General features: G+C 58.5%; 17 protein-coding genes and 3 pseudogenes. 9 read left to right on the top strand and 11 right to left on the bottom strand.

The window, feature by feature from the left end; genetic code table 11:
- Positions 1–45: 45 nt before the first annotated feature.
- Positions 46–900, top strand: a pseudogene (locus tag HOP58_RS02000) (DMT family transporter); the annotation flags it as partial.
- 10 nt (positions 901–910) lie between these two features.
- On the opposite strand, the gene trmB reads toward HOP58_RS02000, so the two are convergent.
- The 3 genes from trmB to thiS are packed head-to-tail and all read right to left on the bottom strand — an operon-like array spanning position 911 to position 2728.
- The gene (gene trmB / locus HOP58_RS01995) at positions 911–1651 is read right to left on the bottom strand and encodes a tRNA (guanosine(46)-N7)-methyltransferase TrmB (protein WP_234259387.1); all 741 of its coding nucleotides are present in this window, start codon (positions 1649–1651) and stop codon (positions 911–913) included.
- A gap of 24 nt (positions 1652–1675) precedes the next feature.
- Positions 1676–2470, bottom strand: coding sequence for a thiazole synthase (locus HOP58_RS01990; RefSeq protein WP_234254859.1), 795 nt, complete (start codon positions 2468–2470; stop codon positions 1676–1678).
- A gap of 57 nt (positions 2471–2527) precedes the next feature.
- Positions 2528–2728: a sulfur carrier protein ThiS gene (gene thiS, locus HOP58_RS01985; protein WP_234259386.1), complete on the bottom strand. Its 201-nt coding sequence runs from the start codon at positions 2726–2728 to the stop codon at positions 2528–2530.
- A 103-nt stretch (positions 2729–2831) separates the two neighbouring features.
- Between thiS and HOP58_RS01980 the strand changes: the two genes are divergently transcribed.
- Positions 2832–3236, top strand: coding sequence for a DUF423 domain-containing protein (locus HOP58_RS01980; RefSeq protein WP_234259385.1), 405 nt, complete (start codon positions 2832–2834; stop codon positions 3234–3236).
- On the opposite strand, the gene HOP58_RS01975 is transcribed toward HOP58_RS01980, so the two are convergent.
- Both HOP58_RS01975 and HOP58_RS01970 read right to left on the bottom strand, forming a co-directional pair.
- The gene (locus HOP58_RS01975; protein WP_010625792.1) at positions 3212–3625 is read right to left on the bottom strand and encodes a PaaI family thioesterase; all 414 of its coding nucleotides are present in this window, start codon (positions 3623–3625) and stop codon (positions 3212–3214) included. The genes HOP58_RS01980 and HOP58_RS01975 overlap by 25 nt on opposite strands.
- A 132-nt stretch (positions 3626–3757) precedes the next feature.
- Positions 3758–5944, bottom strand: coding sequence for a malate synthase G (locus tag HOP58_RS01970; RefSeq protein ID WP_234259384.1), 2187 nt, complete (start codon positions 5942–5944; stop codon positions 3758–3760).
- A 350-nt stretch (positions 5945–6294) separates the two neighbouring features.
- On the opposite strand from HOP58_RS01970, the gene HOP58_RS01965 reads away from it, so the two are divergent.
- Both HOP58_RS01965 and HOP58_RS01960 read left to right on the top strand, forming a co-directional pair.
- Entirely contained in the window at positions 6295–7278 is a 984-nt protein-coding gene (locus tag HOP58_RS01965) for an alpha/beta hydrolase (RefSeq protein WP_234254862.1), read from the top strand.
- The gene (locus HOP58_RS01960; protein ID WP_234259383.1) at positions 7272–7751 is read left to right on the top strand and encodes a hypothetical protein; all 480 of its coding nucleotides are present in this window, start codon (positions 7272–7274) and stop codon (positions 7749–7751) included. Before HOP58_RS01965 ends, HOP58_RS01960 begins: the two co-directional genes overlap by 7 nt.
- 4 nt (positions 7752–7755) lie before the next feature.
- On the opposite strand, the pseudogene HOP58_RS01955 reads toward HOP58_RS01960, so the two are convergent.
- Positions 7756–8307: pseudogene (locus HOP58_RS01955) on the bottom strand (ATP-binding protein); the annotation flags it as partial.
- A gap of 107 nt (positions 8308–8414) precedes the next feature.
- Between HOP58_RS01955 and HOP58_RS01950 the strand changes: the two are divergent.
- Together HOP58_RS01950 and HOP58_RS01945 are read left to right on the top strand one after the other, a co-directional pair.
- Positions 8415–8696: a hypothetical protein gene (locus tag HOP58_RS01950; protein ID WP_234259382.1), complete on the top strand. Its 282-nt coding sequence runs from the start codon at positions 8415–8417 to the stop codon at positions 8694–8696.
- A gap of 2 nt (positions 8697–8698) precedes the next feature.
- Positions 8699–9046: a hypothetical protein gene (locus tag HOP58_RS01945; RefSeq protein WP_234259381.1), complete on the top strand. Its 348-nt coding sequence runs from the start codon at positions 8699–8701 to the stop codon at positions 9044–9046.
- Between the two features lie 67 nt (positions 9047–9113).
- Here HOP58_RS01945 and HOP58_RS01940 read toward each other — a convergent pair whose 3' ends face one another.
- The 5 genes and pseudogenes from HOP58_RS01940 to HOP58_RS01920 form a co-directional block, all read right to left on the bottom strand.
- Positions 9114–10307, bottom strand: coding sequence for a plasmid recombination protein (locus HOP58_RS01940; protein WP_234259380.1), 1194 nt, complete (start codon positions 10305–10307; stop codon positions 9114–9116).
- Between the two features lie 192 nt (positions 10308–10499).
- Entirely contained in the window at positions 10500–11084 is a 585-nt protein-coding gene (locus HOP58_RS01935; RefSeq protein WP_234259379.1) for a helix-turn-helix domain-containing protein, read from the bottom strand.
- A 348-nt stretch (positions 11085–11432) separates the two neighbouring features.
- Entirely contained in the window at positions 11433–13031 is a 1599-nt protein-coding gene (locus tag HOP58_RS01930; protein WP_234259378.1) for a recombinase family protein, read from the bottom strand.
- Between the two features lie 42 nt (positions 13032–13073).
- Positions 13074–14036, bottom strand: a pseudogene (locus HOP58_RS01925) (YifB family Mg chelatase-like AAA ATPase); the annotation flags it as partial.
- Positions 14037–14108: 72 nt separating this feature from the next.
- Positions 14109–14438 carry an accessory factor UbiK family protein gene (locus HOP58_RS01920; protein ID WP_234254871.1) on the bottom strand — a complete coding sequence of 110 codons (330 nt, stop codon included), beginning with the start codon at positions 14436–14438 and terminating at the stop codon, positions 14109–14111.
- On the opposite strand from HOP58_RS01920, the gene HOP58_RS01915 reads away from it, so the two are divergent.
- From HOP58_RS01915 to HOP58_RS01905, 3 genes are all read left to right on the top strand, one after another.
- Entirely contained in the window at positions 14437–14574 is a 138-nt protein-coding gene (locus HOP58_RS01915; protein WP_158409627.1) for a hypothetical protein, read from the top strand. The genes HOP58_RS01920 and HOP58_RS01915 overlap by 2 nt on opposite strands.
- A 148-nt stretch (positions 14575–14722) precedes the next feature.
- A complete protein-coding gene (locus tag HOP58_RS01910; RefSeq protein ID WP_010625805.1) occupies positions 14723–15061 on the top strand; it encodes a P-II family nitrogen regulator in 339 nt (112 codons plus the stop codon).
- Positions 15062–15091: 30 nt separating this feature from the next.
- Complete coding sequence (locus tag HOP58_RS01905; RefSeq protein WP_234259377.1) at positions 15092–16417, top strand: ammonium transporter; 1326 nt, start codon at positions 15092–15094, stop codon at positions 16415–16417.
- The last annotated feature ends 114 nt before the right edge of the window (positions 16418–16531 follow it).

Raw genomic sequence — 16531 nt, 5'->3', positions numbered from 1 at the left:
GATGACCTTCAAGCTCAAGCACCGTCATCGAGAAGGAGTACGACGATGCCAGCACAGGTCCTCGCGCTACTGATCGCCGCCGGCTTCGTGGTGTGCTGGAGTTCGGGTTTCGTCGGTGGGCGGCTGGCCAGCGAGCTCGACACGCCGGTGCTCGACCTGTTCGCCTGGCGCTTTCTGCTCGCCGCGCTGCTGGTGGCGCTGTGGTGTCGCCTGACGCTTGGCGCGCTTCCGGCAATGCGCGACATGGGACGGGAGATGCTCGTGGGCAGCCTGACCATGGGCGGCTACCTGCTGGGAGTGATCGTGGCCATCGATCTCGGTGTCAGCGTCGGCATCACGGCGCTGATCGCGGCTCTGCAGCCACTGCTGGCGGCAGCACTGGCCGGACGCTGGCTGGGCGAGCGCCTGGGCGCCTTCGGCTGGTTGGGGATGGTGCTGGCCACCCTGGGCGTGGCGCTGTGCGTGGGTGACGACATGCAGCGCTCGCTGGATGCGCCGGGCTGGGCCTATCTGCTGCCACTGTTGTCGGTCGCGGCAGTGACGCTCGGCAGCCTGCTGGCGGTGCGCCAGTCCTCGGTACTGCCGCTGCCGGCGGCGCTGCTGGCGCAGCTGCTCGCGGCCGGCGGTATCTTCCTGGTGGCCGCCTGGGCGATGGGGGGCGGCAAGCTGACCGCCCCTGGCTTCGAACCTGCCGTGCTGGTGAGTATGAGCTGGCTGGTGGTGCTGTCGAGCCTCGGGGGCTACGGCTTCTTCGTCGTCAGCCTGCGTCGGCTCGGGGTCACCCTGACCTCGGCACTGGTGCATCTCACGCCGGGAGTGACGCTGCTGTGGGCCGCGGCGATGTTCGGCGAACGCCTCGGCCCCACCGGCCTTGCGGGAATGGCGCTCGCCGGGGCGGGCGCCGGTCTGGCTATTCGCAGCGCTCGAAGATCAGATCCCACACGCCGTGCCCCAGGCGCTCGCCACGGGCCTCGAACTTGGTCAGCGGACGAAACTCAGGACGCGGCACATAGGGCGCCGTCGCGGGCGTCGCCGTATTGACGTAGCCCGGCGCGACTTCCATCACCTCGGCCATCCATTCGGCATAGGCCTGCCAGTCGGTGGCCATGTGCAGCTTGCCGCCCAGCTCGAGACGGCTACGAATCAGCTCGACGAAGGCGGGCTGAACGATACGCCGCTTGTGGTGCTTCTTCTTCGGCCAGGGGTCGGGGAAGAACAGCTGCAGGGTGGCGATGCTGGCCTCCGGCAGGCACTGTTCGAGCACCGCCAGGGCGTCCTCACGGTAGACGCGGATATTGGTCAGGCCGCGCTTGTCGGCCTCGTCGAGCAGCTTGCCCACGCCCGGGGCATGCACCTCGATGCCGATGAAGTCGGTATCGGGATGGGTCTCGGCTTGCTCGATCAGCGAGGCGCCCATGCCGAAGCCGATCTCCACCACCCGCGGCGCCCGGCGTCCGAACAGGGCGTCGAGATCCTGCCGCCCCTCGGCCAGGGTCAGGCCCAGCCGCGGCCAGACCTCTTCCAGGCCGCGGGTCTGGGCCTGGGTCATGCGACCGGCGCGCAGCACGTAGCTCTTGATGCCGCGGCGATGCAGCGGGGCGTCCGGCCCTTCCGGGCCGGTGGTCGAGGAATCGCGTTGCGGGTCACTCATGGATTCGTTGCGGCTCCGGTGGATTCAGCCGTTGATGCGGCCGGCAAAGGGAGAGGAGGGGTCGGCGCTCTGGCGGCGCGGCATGCGTCCGGCGAGGAACGCCTCGCGCCCGGCCTCGACGGCCTTCTTCATGGCGCTGGCCATCAGCACCGGCTGGCGGGCATGGGCGATGGCGGAGTTCATCAGCACGCCGTCGCAGCCCAGCTCCATGGCCATGGCGGCGTCGGAGGCGGTACCGATGCCGGCATCCACCAGCACCGGCACGTTGGCATGCTCGATGATCAAGCGGATGTTGTGCGGGTTCTGGATGCCGTGCCCGGAGCCGATCAGCGAGCCCAGCGGCATGATCGCGCAGCAGCCCAGGCGCTCGAGCTCCTGGGCCACGATGGGATCGTCGCTGGTGTAGACCATCACGTCGAAGCCGTCGCGGATCAGCTCTTCCGCCGCCTTGAGGGTTTCGACCACGTTGGGGTAGAGGGTGGAGTCGTCACCGAGCACCTCGAGCTTGACCAGCTTGTGGCCGTCGAGCAGCTCGCGGGCCAGCTTGCAGGTGCGCACGGCGTCCTTGGCCGTGTAGCAGCCGGCGGTGTTGGGCAGCAGGGTGAAACGCTCCGGCGGCACCACGTCGAGCAGGTTGGGGCCGTCTTCCTGGCCGAGATTGGTACGCCGCACGGCGAAGGTGACGACCTCGGCGCCCGAGGCGGCGATGGCCTCGGCGGTCTCGTCGAAGTCCTTGTACTTGCCGGTACCGACCAGCAGACGTGAGGTGAAGGCGTGGCCGGCAATCCGCAGCGGCTGATCCTGGAAGAAGTCTGTCATCGCGTGGGCCTGTGTCTTTAGCGGGTCTTGGAGCGGTAAACCGTCGGCGGGTGGCAATCAGCCGCCGCCGATGGCGTGAACGATCTCGATGCGGTCGCCGTCGGCCAGGCGCGTGGCATCGTGCTCGCTCTTCGGCACGATCTCCTCGTTGCGTTCGACGGCGATACGCCGACCGGTCAGGCCAAGGTCGTCGACCAACTGCGCCACCGTGAAGCCGGGGGCAAGGTCTCGGGGCTCACCGTTGAGCTGGATCTGCATGGCGTCCCTCTCCAGTTGACGAGTGTCGCGGGCCCATATTGTAGCCCCTTAACGCCTCCCGGGGTACGGTAGGCGGCAATCCCAATCCCCCAAGGAGAAAGAGATGCGCGATCGCGGATGGTGGTGCCTGGCAGCGCTGTCGGGCGGAGTGGCGGTCATGGCGGGTGCCTTCGCCGCCCATGCCCTGCAGGGCCAGCTGTCGGAGCGGCTGCTGGCCGCCTTCGAGACCGGCGTGCGCTACCAGATGTGGCACACCCTGGCGATGCTCGGCGTGCTCGCCTGGCGCGCCACGCATCCGCGGCACGGGTTCGGCATCGTGCTGGGCCTGTGGGCCGTGGGGGTGCTGCTGTTCTCAGGTTCGCTGTATGCCATGGCGCTGACCGGCCTGCGCGGCCTGGGCATGATCACCCCGTTCGGCGGCGTGCTGATGATCGCCGGCTGGCTGACACTTGCCGTGGGAGCCTTGCGCGCCGGGCGCGACGCTCAGTCGGAGTCGGGAATGGCGTAGGTGGCGGTGACGTGGGCCACAGGACGCTCGTCGCCAGCGGAGAAGAGCTGCACCTCGCCCACCGCCAGGCGGCGGCCCAGCTTGATCACGCGGGCATTGGCGATGAGGTCGCGGTCGCCGCGGGCACGGCGCAGGAAATGGCAGTTGAGATCGGTGGTCACGGCCATCGGCTCGGGGCCGATCTGGGCCAGGATGGCCACGTAGAGACAGACATCGGCCAGCCCCATCATTGTCGGTCCGGAGACGCTGGAGCCGGGCCGCAGATGCTCGTCCTCGATAGCCAGACTCATGGTGGCGCGCATGTGATCGACCGCCTCGATGGTGCCGGCACGCTGGGGAAAGACCTCGTCGAGAAAATCTTCGATGGCGGCGGCGGTCATCACGGTCATCGTCGGGCTCCCTGCTGGTTGTGCTCGTGGCTAGCGGTTGTGATCGTGGAGCCCAACATAACCCAAAGCGCCCCGGGCGGGTACCCGGGGCGCAGTGGATCAGACGTCGGTCTGAGGACGAGACCTTGAGGATCAGCCCGCCTTGTGCACCGCCCGCCAGTGATGCAGCAGCGGCTCGGTGTAGCCGGAGGGCTGCACGCGGCCCTTGAAGACTAGGTCGCTGGCCGCCTTGAACGCGGTGGAGGCCGCGAAATCGGCGCTCATCGCGGTATAGGTCGGGTCGCCGGCGTTCTGCTCGTCGACCACCTTGGCCATGCGCTCCAGGGTCTTCTGCACGCGCTCGGCGTCGACCACGCCGTGGTGCAGCCAGTTGGCGATATGCTGGCTGGAGATACGCAGCGTGGCACGGTCCTCCATCAGGCCCACGTCGTGGATGTCCGGCACCTTGGAGCAGCCCACGCCGTGCTCGACCCAGCGCACCACGTAACCGAGAATGCCTTGGCAGTTATTGTCGAGCTCTTGCTGCAGCTCAGCGTCGGACCACTCGGCCTTCTCGGCCACCGGCACGGTGAGCAGCTTGTCGAGCAGCTCCTCCAGCAGGGCAGGCTCGCCCTGGGCCTCCAGCTCGCGCTGGATCTCGCTGACGTCGATCTGATGATAGTGCAGCGCATGCAGGGCGGCGGCGGTGGGCGACGGCACCCAGGCGGTGTTGGCACCGGCCTTGGGGTGGCCGATCTTCTGCTCCAGCATGGCCGCCATCAGGTCCGGCATGGCCCACATGCCCTTGCCGATCTGGGCCCGTCCGCGCAGGCCGCAGGCCAGACCGACCAGCACGTTGTTGCGCTCGTAGGCGCCAATCCAGGCGGCATTCTTCATGTCGCCCTTGCGGATCATGGGGCCTGCTTCCATGGCGGTGTGCATTTCGTCGCCGGTACGGTCGAGGAAGCCGGTGTTGATGAACACCACGCGCGAGGCGGCCTCGGCAATACACGCCTTGAGGTTGACCGAGGTGCGACGCTCCTCGTCCATGATACCCATCTTGAGGGTGTCACGGGCCAGGCCCAGCAGGTCCTCGACGCGGCCGAACAGCTCGTTGGAGAAGGCGACTTCCTTCGGCCCGTGCATCTTCGGCTTGACGATGTAGACCGAGCCGCTGCGGGAGTTGCGCGGATCGTTCGCGCCCTTCTTGAGATCATGAATAGCCAGCAGGCTGGTCACGATGCCGTCGAGAATGCCCTCGGGCAGTTCGTTGCCGTCGGCGTCGAGCACCGCCGGGGTGGTCATCAGGTGGCCGACGTTGCGCACGAACATCAGCGAACGGCCGGGCAGGGTCAGGTTGCCGCCGTCCGGGGTAGTGTAGCTACGATCGGCGTGCAGGCGACGGGTGAAGGTCTTGCCGCCCTTCTCGATGGCCTCTTCGAGATCGCCCTTCATCAGGCCCAGCCAGTTGGCGTAGACGCCGACCTTGTCCTCGGCGTCGACCGCGGCCACGGAGTCTTCGCAGTCCATGATGGCGGTCAGCGCGGCCTCGACCAGCAGATCCTTTACGCCGGCCGGGTCGGTCTTGCCGATGGGGTGGCTGGGATCGAACTGGATTTCCAGGTGCAGGCCATGGTTGGAAAGCAGAATCGACTCCGGGCTTGCCGCCTCGCCGCTGTAGCCGACCAGCTTGCCCGGCTCCTTGAGACCGGTCTCACGGCCGCCTTCGAGACTCACGACCAGGTGGCCGTCGCGCAGCACGTACTTGACGGCATCGCGGTGGGAACCGGTGGCCAGCGGTGCGGCCAGGTCGAGCACGCCGCGGGCGTAGGCAATGACCTTCTCGCCGCGCTTGGGGTTGTAGCCCGAGCCCTTCTCGGCGCCGCCCTCTTCGGAGATGGCGTCGGTGCCGTAGAGCGCATCGTAGAGGCTGCCCCAACGCGCATTGGCGGCGTTGAGCGCATAGCGCGCATTGCTCACCGGCACCACCAGCTGCGGGCCGGCCTGAATGGCCACTTCACGGTCGACGTTGGCCGTGGACACCGTAACCTGTGCCGGGGCGTCCACCAGGTAGCCGATCTCCTCGAGAAAGGCGCGATAGACGCTCATGTCGCGTACCGGACCGGGATTCTCACGATGCCAGGTATCCAGCTGCGCCTGCAGCCGCTCGCGCTCGGCGAGCAATTCACGATTTTTCGGTGTCAGATCATGAAAGATGGCGTCGACCCCGGCCCAGAAGCTCTCGGCATCGATGCCGGTGCCCGGCAGGGCCTGGTCGTTGATGAAACGGTCCAGCTCAGCGGCCACCTGGAGACGATGGCGAGTAACGCGTTCGGACATGGAAGAGTCTCCTCCTGCGTGGCGGCCGAATATCCTGCTCTCGGCTCGCCGCAATTCGTGGGGGTGATACCACTGCGAGGCGCCAATTTTGTGGAAAACTGTTCCATATGTAAACCCGAAGGAAGGGCTACCCTACTAGACATAGGGTTAAGAGTCGTTTTTCTGACCAAATGGTCAACAAATATCGGCTACCGCAGCGATCTTTCGGGAAGCGCTGCACAAGTCGATGAGCGAGTGCAGTGGTTTCCCTCACTCGACAGCATGGCCGGAAGTTATACTCACTGCACGCTCGGTGTCGCGACAGATGAAAGGAATCGAAGGGAAAGTGTCTTGATCCGCTGGAGCACGTCATGACCGACTTTACGCCCCTGCAGGCGCTGGGACCGGTGGCGCCCTTTCGTGCCGAAGGCGAGCCTTCGCTGGCGAGCTATCTGGCGCATTACGGCCTGGCGCCGCTGCTCACCGAACATGTCGGACTCTACGTTGGCTATACCGGCACTCAGCGCTATCAGCTGTGGACTCAGGTATGGAACCCCGCGGAGCCCATCGGCACGGCCTTCGTGGTGCACGGCTACTACGATCATCTCGGTCTCTACCGCCACCTGCTGCAGCGGCTGCTGGAGCGTCGCTGGCGGGTGGTGATGTGGGACCTGCCAGGCCACGGCCTGTCCAGCGGCAAGCGCGCCTGCATCGACGACTTCGCGCATTACGGAGAGTGCCTGAACGCGTTGCAGGAGCAGCTGGAAGGTAGCGGGTTGGCCCCCCGGCCCTGGCTGGGAGTCGGCCAGAGTACCGGCGCCGCCATTCTCGCCACCGACGCCCTGAGTCACCCCGACGAGGATCGCTGGGCTGGCCTTGCACTGCTCGCGCCCCTGGTGCGCCCTTTCGGCTGGCCCCAGGCGGGGTGGCTGCACAGCCTGGTGGGCCCCTTCGTCGAGACCCTGCCGCGTCGCTTCGGCGCCAACTCCACCGACGCCGAGTTTGCCGCCTTCCTGCGCGAACACGATCCCCTGCAGCCGGAGCACCTGTCGCTCAATTGGGTCAGCGCCATGCGCCGCTGGATGCCTCAGCTGCTTGCCCTGCCCCCGCGTGACCTTCCCACCCTGATCCTTCAAGGGGAGCAGGACGTCACCGTCGATTGGGAGTGGAATCTGGCGGTATTGGAGCGAAAATTTCCCAAGGCCCGCATCGAGCGTCATCCTGAAGCGCGCCATCATCTGGTCAACGAAGCCGAACCCATCCGCGACGCTCTGTTCAGATCACTCGACGGCTTCGTCGAAGAGCTGGAGCAGCGCCTGGCACCGGCCGCTCAGGAGCCTAACATTCGATGCTGAGACACATCGCGCCGCTCGCTCTTCTCATCCTGCTGGCGGGCTGTGCCGCCCAGCCTCCCGAGCCCGATCCCATTCGCCGCGCCCTGCAGAACCTGAGCGACCGTGCCGTCGACCGGGTGATCCAGGTGGATGCCTTGCAGCCCCCCGCCGAGCAGGTGCTGCTGCTGGTCTCGCCCCAGGTGGACGATAGCCTCGAGATCGACAGCGACCGCTTCCTCGAAAGCCTCACCCGCGCCCTGTTGGGCGTGAGCGACGGCCCCCAGGTGATCGACTGGCGACCGGCGATGGCCGGAGAAGGCGGCGCTCACCAGTGGCGCATGGAGAGCCGGCTGGAAGCCACCGCGCCGCGCCTGCGCCTGACCGACCGCGACCTGCTGCCCTACCGCCTCACACTGTCGCTGCATCGCCCCGACAACGACAGCGCCCTGTGGCAGACCGAGGTCGAAGGCGCCTTCGACGCCACGGCTCTGTGATCCCCTATCCCTGTCGTAATTGGCGATCCAACTGCCGATACCCGATCGCCTCCATCAGCTCGCCGCGCTCCGGGTGCGGCTTTTCGAGCAGATCGGCCAGGGTCAGCGCCACCCGCAGCACCCGGTGGTAGGCCCGCGCCGAGAGCCGCAGGCGTTCGAGCACCCCAGCCAGCCAGGCACGGTCGGCCGTGGAGAGCGCGCAGGCCGCCTCCAGCTCGCGCCCGCCCAGGTGGGCATTGAGGGCGCCGCGGGCGTACTGGCGCTGGCGAGCGGCCATGACCCGGGCACGCACCACGGCAGAGCTTTCGCCCACCTCACGTGACGTCAGCTGCTCCGGCGGCAGCGCCGGCACCTCGATCTGCAGGTCGATGCGGTCGAGCAGCGGCCCGGAGAGGCGCGACTGATAGCGCTGGATCTGCGCCGCAGTGCATTGGCAGGCCTGGCGCGGGTCGCCCAAATGGCCGCAGGGACACGGATTCATCGCTGCAACCAGTTGAAATCTAGCGGGAAACTTACGTTCGTGGTTGGCCCGGGCGATATGAATGCGCCCTGACTCGAACGGTAGGAGCTTTTCTCAAACTTATACAAAAGGAATGGATTGGATGACATTTCTAATCCTTCTTGTGTATAATTAAGGATTATAAAGTTGCTTGGGGTGTGATCATGCTAATGGCTCTACTGGTGGCAAAACTTTTAGATTTAATTGGCTTCATAATAGCTGGGACTATAGTTCTATTCTTCAAATCAAAGTGGGGAATAGTAACATCTGGTGCAATAGCCTCGATTGCAACAATATTTATTATTCAAGCCACTGGCAGAAGCTTACCCCCAGACATCATTGCTTCAGTTTTTTTTGCAGGTGTAATTGCTCATAGCATTCATGCTGGAATTGTTTACTACATCAAACAGCTATTCACCAAGAAAAAATCTAAAAGTGAGGTTTAAAAATGGGCATCATTTCTGACTTAATTCTCGGCAATGCTCTAACAAAACTCACCAATTTTTTTGTGGACCTTGAAGAATCTCATAGTTACAATTTTATTGGTGCAGGTGGCGGCATTGATAGCCTGCCAAAGCATAAGAGAGAGCTCTATGAAAAGAAGGTCGAAAAGTGGATTGGGACATTAAAAAAACATCCAAGACATGTCATCACCCGCGAACTAATAAAAAATATGCAGGTGTCGCACTCATTTAATAGAATAGGAAGGGCAAAAGCCCAATTCCAGTTGCTAGAGTTTTTGATTAACGAAGAAGTCGCATTAGGGATAGAGGATTTTGAGAAATCATACCTTTAACTCTCTAGGTTACAATGCCGTCTCGTAGAGCCTAAAACCGCTATCTAAGCGATTTATTGCGGTAAAGTCATACTGACAGAGCCTCATGTCTATACGGCTTTTTAGGCTTGATTCTGCTAAGCACCCCAGCACTAGAGTCAGGCATTTTTAGAACACTTTCGGCATCTATGTCTTTTATAATTTTATCCGCCAAGCCTGGGTTGCTTATCATCTTGCTGAGTTCTTTGTTTACCTGAATCAACTTCTCGTTTTTCTCTTTCTGCAATTTAAGCTCTTCTGCCAGAACCGATATTGTCTTATATTGCTCGTTTAAGCTATAATTCGCCTCTTCTGAGAATATCTTGAAATCTTCTCCCACTTGCTCCTCAACTATTTCGCTTATAAGCTCACCGCACCTTTCTCTATATTTAGAAGCACTTTCGAATCTCTTTGGCTTTGGCATTTTAAAACCATATATATTTACATCTTTTGGCCTTTCGATACCCTCAACCTCTATTTCACTATTTAATGCCTGATGAACCCTTCTAGCATATTCATCGGTCTCTGTGTGCTTTGCTTGAGTAAACTCTTTCTTCTCACCAGGCTCTACTTCCAACCCTTCTGCATTGCAGTAATTAGAAAACCTCTCTTGTAACTCATCAAATAACTTTGGGTTAAGCATATCTCTGGCTGATAATGAGTTAACAACTTTGGTAGGCTTTGGCTCGCCTCTTTCTTCCCTAGCCAACCTTTGCTTCTTTGTCTCTCTAACTTTAACTTCCTTCTCAACAATAGGAACAAAGGTCAAATGAATATGCGGAGTAGTCTCCGACAAGTGAAGTTCCATGGAAATAATATTTTCTTTACCGAAAGTATCAAATGCAAACTTTTTAGCTGCTTTTTTAAATCTGTTAACTCTGTCCTCATCATATAAGCCACTTCCATCTGGGTCACCAGACTCATACTGAGGTCTAAACACAGGAGAGGAGGCACTTAAAACCGCCGTGGCAGCTATAACGGAATTCTTTCTAGTCTTGATACCACACTCTTTAAACTTCCGGGCTATAAGCAGGTTGTAATCAGTGTTTAACTCGAACTCATCTCGGTAAGCCCTGTGAAGTATCTTTATTTTACTTTTGAGCTCTTGCTTGCTATTAACTCTATCTCTGCTATGCAATTCTAACTTCCCTTCATTGCTTAGCCTTCTGTTGTGCTTGAAAAGCTTTTTTAGCTCACCATAGCTCTTCCTTTTCTTTATATTAACAAATACTTTATTTCTCATCCTAAGATCTCCTTTTGATTAAATCAATTCCATTTCAAACCCCCTTTCTTCAATAACTAATATGCTTGCGCAGCAAGCATTGATGCGATAGCATCATAGCCCTCGGCAGAGCTCACACAATGAAGTAGGCGGAGCCGTTAAGCTTCATTGTATAGTGAGCTATACAATGAAGCTCATTATATTCTAACATACTTATGCGAGACTGTTGTTATCGGGAAAAATGACATCCGCTTTACTCTCCATCTCTTCCATAGCCTTTTCCATTTTGTGCTTGTAGCCATGACCCTTCCAAGCTAAGTCTAAATGCAACCTGATGCCTTTATACTGTGTAGACAAAAACCCATACTCTCGTAGCTTCTTTATTGACCTACTGATATGCGGTTGTTTTTTATTTAGCTTAACAGCGATTTCTTTTTGCGACATTTTCACATAGTTTCCATAGTCGGCAATGCCGATTAAGTAAAGCAACAGCATTAGATCTGTTTTATGTAGGTTTGAGTCTATAAGTTTTTGTATCGCTGTCTTCTTCTCTTTATCATTCATTGTTGAACTCTCCCTTATTTCTTCACACTTCTTTTTTATGTCCGCCTCTCTTTCCATATCTTCCATTACTATCCTAATATAGTGGTCCTGATTGTTGCTTATCGTTCGACTGAAGTCGTTTCCCACAGGCTTTGATTTTTGAATCACCTCCTGCTCAAAAATCTCACCGAACTCATCTTCATAATAAACCTTTCCATTTTCCTGAAAAAAACTTCCCTCTTTTGTAATTCCCATGATATACTATCCTTATTGTTAGCGGTTAAATTAGGAGTTCTGGCGGAACTCCTTTTTTGTGTGCATAATTATACCACACAATGTATATTTAGTCAATCTAATTTAAAAAAATTACCTTGCACGGTAATCAAGATACCTTGTAAGGTAATTAAAGTTACCGTATAAGGTAAGCGATGGTTTCATTTATAAAGCAAAAGTGCTTGAAATATGACAGCGAAATCTTTCTATATTCTATAGGCTTGGGAAAAACCACATTATTTTTTTGTTGAAAACCACCCAAGCCTTCGGCATTATTTTGTTTTTAATCTTGCTCCCGCCCTTCGGTTGGGGTTATTGAGCCAAGAAGTTTTAATATTCCATATAGTCAGCCAAGTTAGTTAATTTGTATTTTTCTAATGTTTCGTTGCCTCTCAGCTTAAACCTTCCTATTTCAAAAGAATACTGTTCGTCATTTATATATATTGACAATTCAACTGCCCGATGCTTTTTAATATGGTTCACGTAGAGCTTCACCCCAGCATCCTTTAAAAACTTATTTATTCTCAACCTCCCGTTTTCTGTATAAACCATATCTAAAAGCTCATTGAAAGAGTATATATTTAATCTTTCTTTTTTCTGGAAGTCCATTTTGTTTATGTCTGCCTTGAACCTTTCTATTTCCTCTTCAATCATTGCCATTTTTTTGAAAAGATAGGTTGGTGCTTTCCCTTCAAGTTCGTCTGCTGTTTTTTCAAGATTAGAGAGAATGGATATATTTTTAGAAAGCTCTTCTTTCTTTTCATTAAAAGCTTCTAGGTCTTCTGGTTTTTCTTTTGGCCTCATTATTTCGTAGATGAGCTTGTCTTTTTCGTTAATATCTTTCTTGTATTCTAGCCTTAGCTCCAACTCAGCCAAGAACATGCTGACAACGTATTCAGCACGGAGGAACTGTCCTTCACACCCAGCCTTCTTTTCTTTCCTCGTTTCGCATTGATAATAGCTATACCAAACACCCCTTGGGTTCCTGTTTTTCATAAAAATCATAGTGGAACCACACTTGGCACATTTAATGCAGTGCTTGAATATATTTAAGTTGCCAACCGACTTGTTGCCATACTCAACCTTTACCCTCCTGCTCTCCATTGCCTTTTTTGCTTCATAAAAATCGGAATCGCTAACTATTTTAGGGTAGTAATTTTCTATATATCGCTCATGAACTTTTTTGCCATCGACCCTTCGCTGTGCTCTATAAGCTCCCCTGATATACTGATTTTTCATGAAGTGAGCTATATGTTTACTTTGCCACTTTCGTTTTGACCACTCGTTTACTTTTCTTATTGACTGACTAGCACCTTCATACTTCAAATTTTGAATAATGAAACGAATTTCCTTCGCTTCTTCTTCAATAATACGGAACTTCCCATCCACCACCTCCAGCCCGTAAGGTGTGTTCTGCTTCGTGTTAAAAACTTCACCTTTTTCTGCTAGTTTTTTGGTTTTATTCCAAGCCGAACGACGACGTTTACTTTTTGTCTCACTTTCCTCATTGGCACGTTTAGCTATTAGGCCAATCATTAAATAGTTTTCGAGATCCCTTTCTTTATCTTCATAGTTGTAAAGCTTCTCGTCTATAGTTGTATATATCTTAATCCCTTTTTCAAGTATGTCTTGCAATATCTTCGCTGTTTTGTTGAGCTCTTGCCTGCTTATGCGATCTATACTTTCGATGACAAGAAAATCCCCCGGCTTTATTTCTTGATTGTCAATTTTTTCCAGTATTTCCGAGAATCGGCCTTTCTTAATATTATCGCCTCTATAAGACGATATGCCTTCATCTGTGTAGATTTCATCAACCTTGACATTGAATCGGCTCTCAAAGGCTTCCAGGGGGCTTCTCTGCCTTTCTATGCTGTCGCCCTTGGACTGGATGGCCGACGAGTAGCGGACGTATGCGATTGCCTTGGTCATAGAGGTGTCCCTTGTCATTCAATTTGTTTGACTATAACACCCTCCGCTCTCCATCGGCTCGCGCATCACCTCCAGCACGTGGCGACTGAACTCAGGCAGCTCGTCGAGAAACAGCACACCGTGATGGGCCAGGGAGATCTCCCCCGGGCGCGGCCAGGAACCGCCGCCGACCAGGGCCACGGCGCTGGCGGTGTGGTGCGGTGCGCGAAACGGCCGGCGCCCCCACTGCTCGGCCAGGGGCAGACCGCATACCGAGCGGATGGCGGCGACTTCCAGCGCCTCCTCCTCGGTGAGCTCGGGCAGGATGCCGGGCAGGCGGCTCGCCAGCATGGTCTTGCCGGTACCGGGCGGGCCGGCGAACAAGAGGTTGTGCGAACCCGCCGCGGCAATCTCCAACGCACGTCGCGCCTGGTGCTGGCCACGCACGTCGGCCAGATCACCTTCACGCACGGTGGCAACCGGCGGCGCCTCGAGACGATGCGCGGCGATGGGCTGCTGCCCTAGCAGGTGCGCCATGACATCGAGCAGGTGTTCCGCCGGCAGCACCTGCAGATCGCCGGCCAAGGCCGCCTCGTCGGCATTCTCCTTGGGCACGATCAGCTTGCGCCCGGCCTTGCGTGCCGCCAGGGCCAGCGGCAATACGCCGCTGATGGGACGCAACCGGCCGTCCAGCGCCAGCTCGCCGACGCTCTCGATGCCCTCCAGCGCCTCACCCGGCACCTGGCCTGAAGCCACCAGAATGCCCAGCGCGATGGGCAGGTCGAAACGCCCGCCGACCTTGGGCAGGTCGGCGGGCGCCAGGTTGAGTACGATTCTGCGCGTGTTTGGGAAGTCGAAGCCAGCGTTGGTGAGGGCGCTGCGCACCCGTTCGCGGCTCTCCTTGACGGCGGCCTCGGGCAGACCCACCAGGGTCATTCCCGGCAGGCCGTTGGCCAGATGTACCTCGACCTGCACCTCGGGCGCTTCCAGCCCCAGGCCGGCCCGCGTGGCAACGATCGCCAGCATCTTGCGGTCCCTCGCTCCATTAGCTAAGGGTTAGATACTAGCACTGTGCTACCACGGGCTCTCCACGCTGGCTCAGCGCTTGGCTTCGCCGGGCTCGTCAGCGTCCTTGCCCGCATCCTCGGGCAGCGTGAGGGTCGCCTGGGTCACCGGGGTCTCGCGGGCCGCCAGCGCCTTCTCCAACGCCGCCACCTGCTGCTCCAGCGCCTCGACCCGGATGCGCGTGCGCTGCAGCACGTCCATCAGGATGTCGAAATCCTCCCGCGATACCAGCTCGAGGCGGTCGAAGGCGCCGCGTACGACCTGCTGTATTCCCTTCTGCAACTCTTCCGGCGCCTGGGCCGCCCCCTGCAGGCGCTCGCCGAGCTGCTGCGCCAACCGGCTGATGGGGTCCTGACTCGCCATGGTGCGCTTCTCCTTTCGCCTGGGCATGTTGCTCTACAGCATACGCAAGGCGCTGCAACGACGCATTCCCTTCTCACGCTCCGACATGGCGCGCCTGCACCACAACAAGGCACCAAGCTGGTGCACGGGCGCGTAACCCTCCTCTCCCTCTTGGTGAATCGAGCCTATCTCGTCCTGAAAAACGGCTGTAAGAAAAGGTTTTTTTCGGAAATGGCACGTAATGCGCATAAGCAAGACACAGCAGCTGGCAACCCATCGCCCAATACCAGCATGGAGAGACGCTAATGAAGCTCATCACCGCCATCATCAAACCGTTCAAGCTCGACGACGTACGGGAGGCCCTGGCCGACAACGGCGTGCAAGGCATCACCGTGACCGAAGTGAAAGGCTTCGGCCGTCAGAAGGGCCACACCGAGCTCTACCGCGGCGCCGAATACGTGGTCGATTTCCTGCCCAAGGTCAAGGTCGAGGTGGCCGTGGACGACTCCCGCGTCGAGAGCGTGCTGGATGCCATCTGCGGTGCGGCCAACAGCGGCAAGATCGGCGACGGCAAGGTCTTCGTGACGCCGCTGGAGGATGTGATTCGCATCCGTACCGGCGAACGCGGCGCCGAAGCCGTCTGATCGACATAACGAGAACAACGGAGAACAGCCATGAGTGAACTTGCCGAGTTGAGCTATGCGCTCGACACCTTCTATTTCCTGATCTGCGGCGTGCTGGTGATGTGGATGGCCGCCGGCTTCTCGATGCTGGAAGCCGGCATGGTGCGCGCCAAGAACACCGCCGAGATCCTGACCAAGAACATCGCCCTGTTCGCCATTGCCTGTACCATGTATCTGCTGGTGGGCTACTCGATCATGTACTCGAGCGATGCCGGTGGCATCCTGCCCAACCTGGGCGTACTGATCGGCGGCGAGAACAGCGTCGATGCGGTCACCGCCGGTGGTGAAGACGCCCCCTACTACTCCATGCGCGCCGACTTCTTCTTCCAGGTAGTGTTCGTCGCCACCGCCATGTCGATCGTCTCCGGCGCCGTGGCCGAGCGCATGAAGCTGTGGGCCTTCCTCGCCTTCGCCGTGGTCATGACCGGCTTCATCTACCCGGTGTCCGGCTACTGGACATGGGGCGAGGGCTGGCTCGACGAGCTGGGCTTCTCCGACTTCGCCGGCTCCGGCATCGTGCACATGGCCGGTGCGGCCGCGGCACTGGCCGGCGTGCTGGTCCTCGGCCCGCGCAAGGGCAAGTACGGCAAGGACGGCAGCATTCACGCCATCCCGGGTGCCAACATGCCGCTGGCCACCCTGGGTACTTTCATCCTGTGGATGGGCTGGTTCGGCTTCAACGGCGGCTCGGAGCTCAAGCTCTCCGACGTGGCCTCGGCCAACAACGTGGCCCAGGTGCTGGTCAACACCAACGCCGCGGCGGCCGGTGGCGTCATCGCCGCGCTGATCCTGGCCAAGCTGTGGTTCCGCAAGGCCGACCTGACCATGGCCCTGAACGGCGCCCTGGCCGGCCTGGTGGCGATCACCGCCGAGCCGCTGGAGCCCACGGCGCTGGGCGCGACCCTGATCGGTGCCGTGGGCGGCATCATCGTGGTAGCCGCCATCGTCACCCTCGACAAGCTGAAGATCGACGATCCGGTCGGCGCCATCTCGGTGCACGGTGTGGTCGGCATCTGGGGTCTGCTGGCAGTGCCGCTCTCCAACGGTGACGCCACCTTCGGTGCACAGATCATCGGCGGCCTGGCGATCTTCGCCTGGGTCTTCGCCGCCAGCCTGGCCGTGTGGCTGATCATCAAGGCGATCATGGGCGTGCGCGTCAGCGAAGAGGAAGAGTACGAGGGGGTCGACCTGGCCGAGTGCGGCATGGAAGCCTACCCCGAGTTCAGTGTCGCCCGTGTCTACGGCGGCAGCGGTGGACGTCCGCAGTCCGGCGGCTACGCAGCCGGCGCACCGGTCGGTCAGCCCCGCCCAGAATAAACGCTTACCCCTTCCGGGCTCCCTGCGGGGAGCCTTTTTTTCTTCCTGCCAAGGGCGGTGTATGCTTGAGGCCAGCCGATTCGTACCCGCCCGGGTTCGAGCGAAGAACCCCGC

This window comes from Halomonas sp. MCCC 1A11062 (assembly GCF_021404355.1).
In the GTDB taxonomy this organism is placed as follows: Bacteria; Pseudomonadota; Gammaproteobacteria; order Pseudomonadales; family Halomonadaceae; genus Halomonas; species Halomonas aerodenitrificans.
Note: the sequence above shows the minus strand (reverse complement) of the source record. Positions and strands in the feature narration are given on the sequence as shown.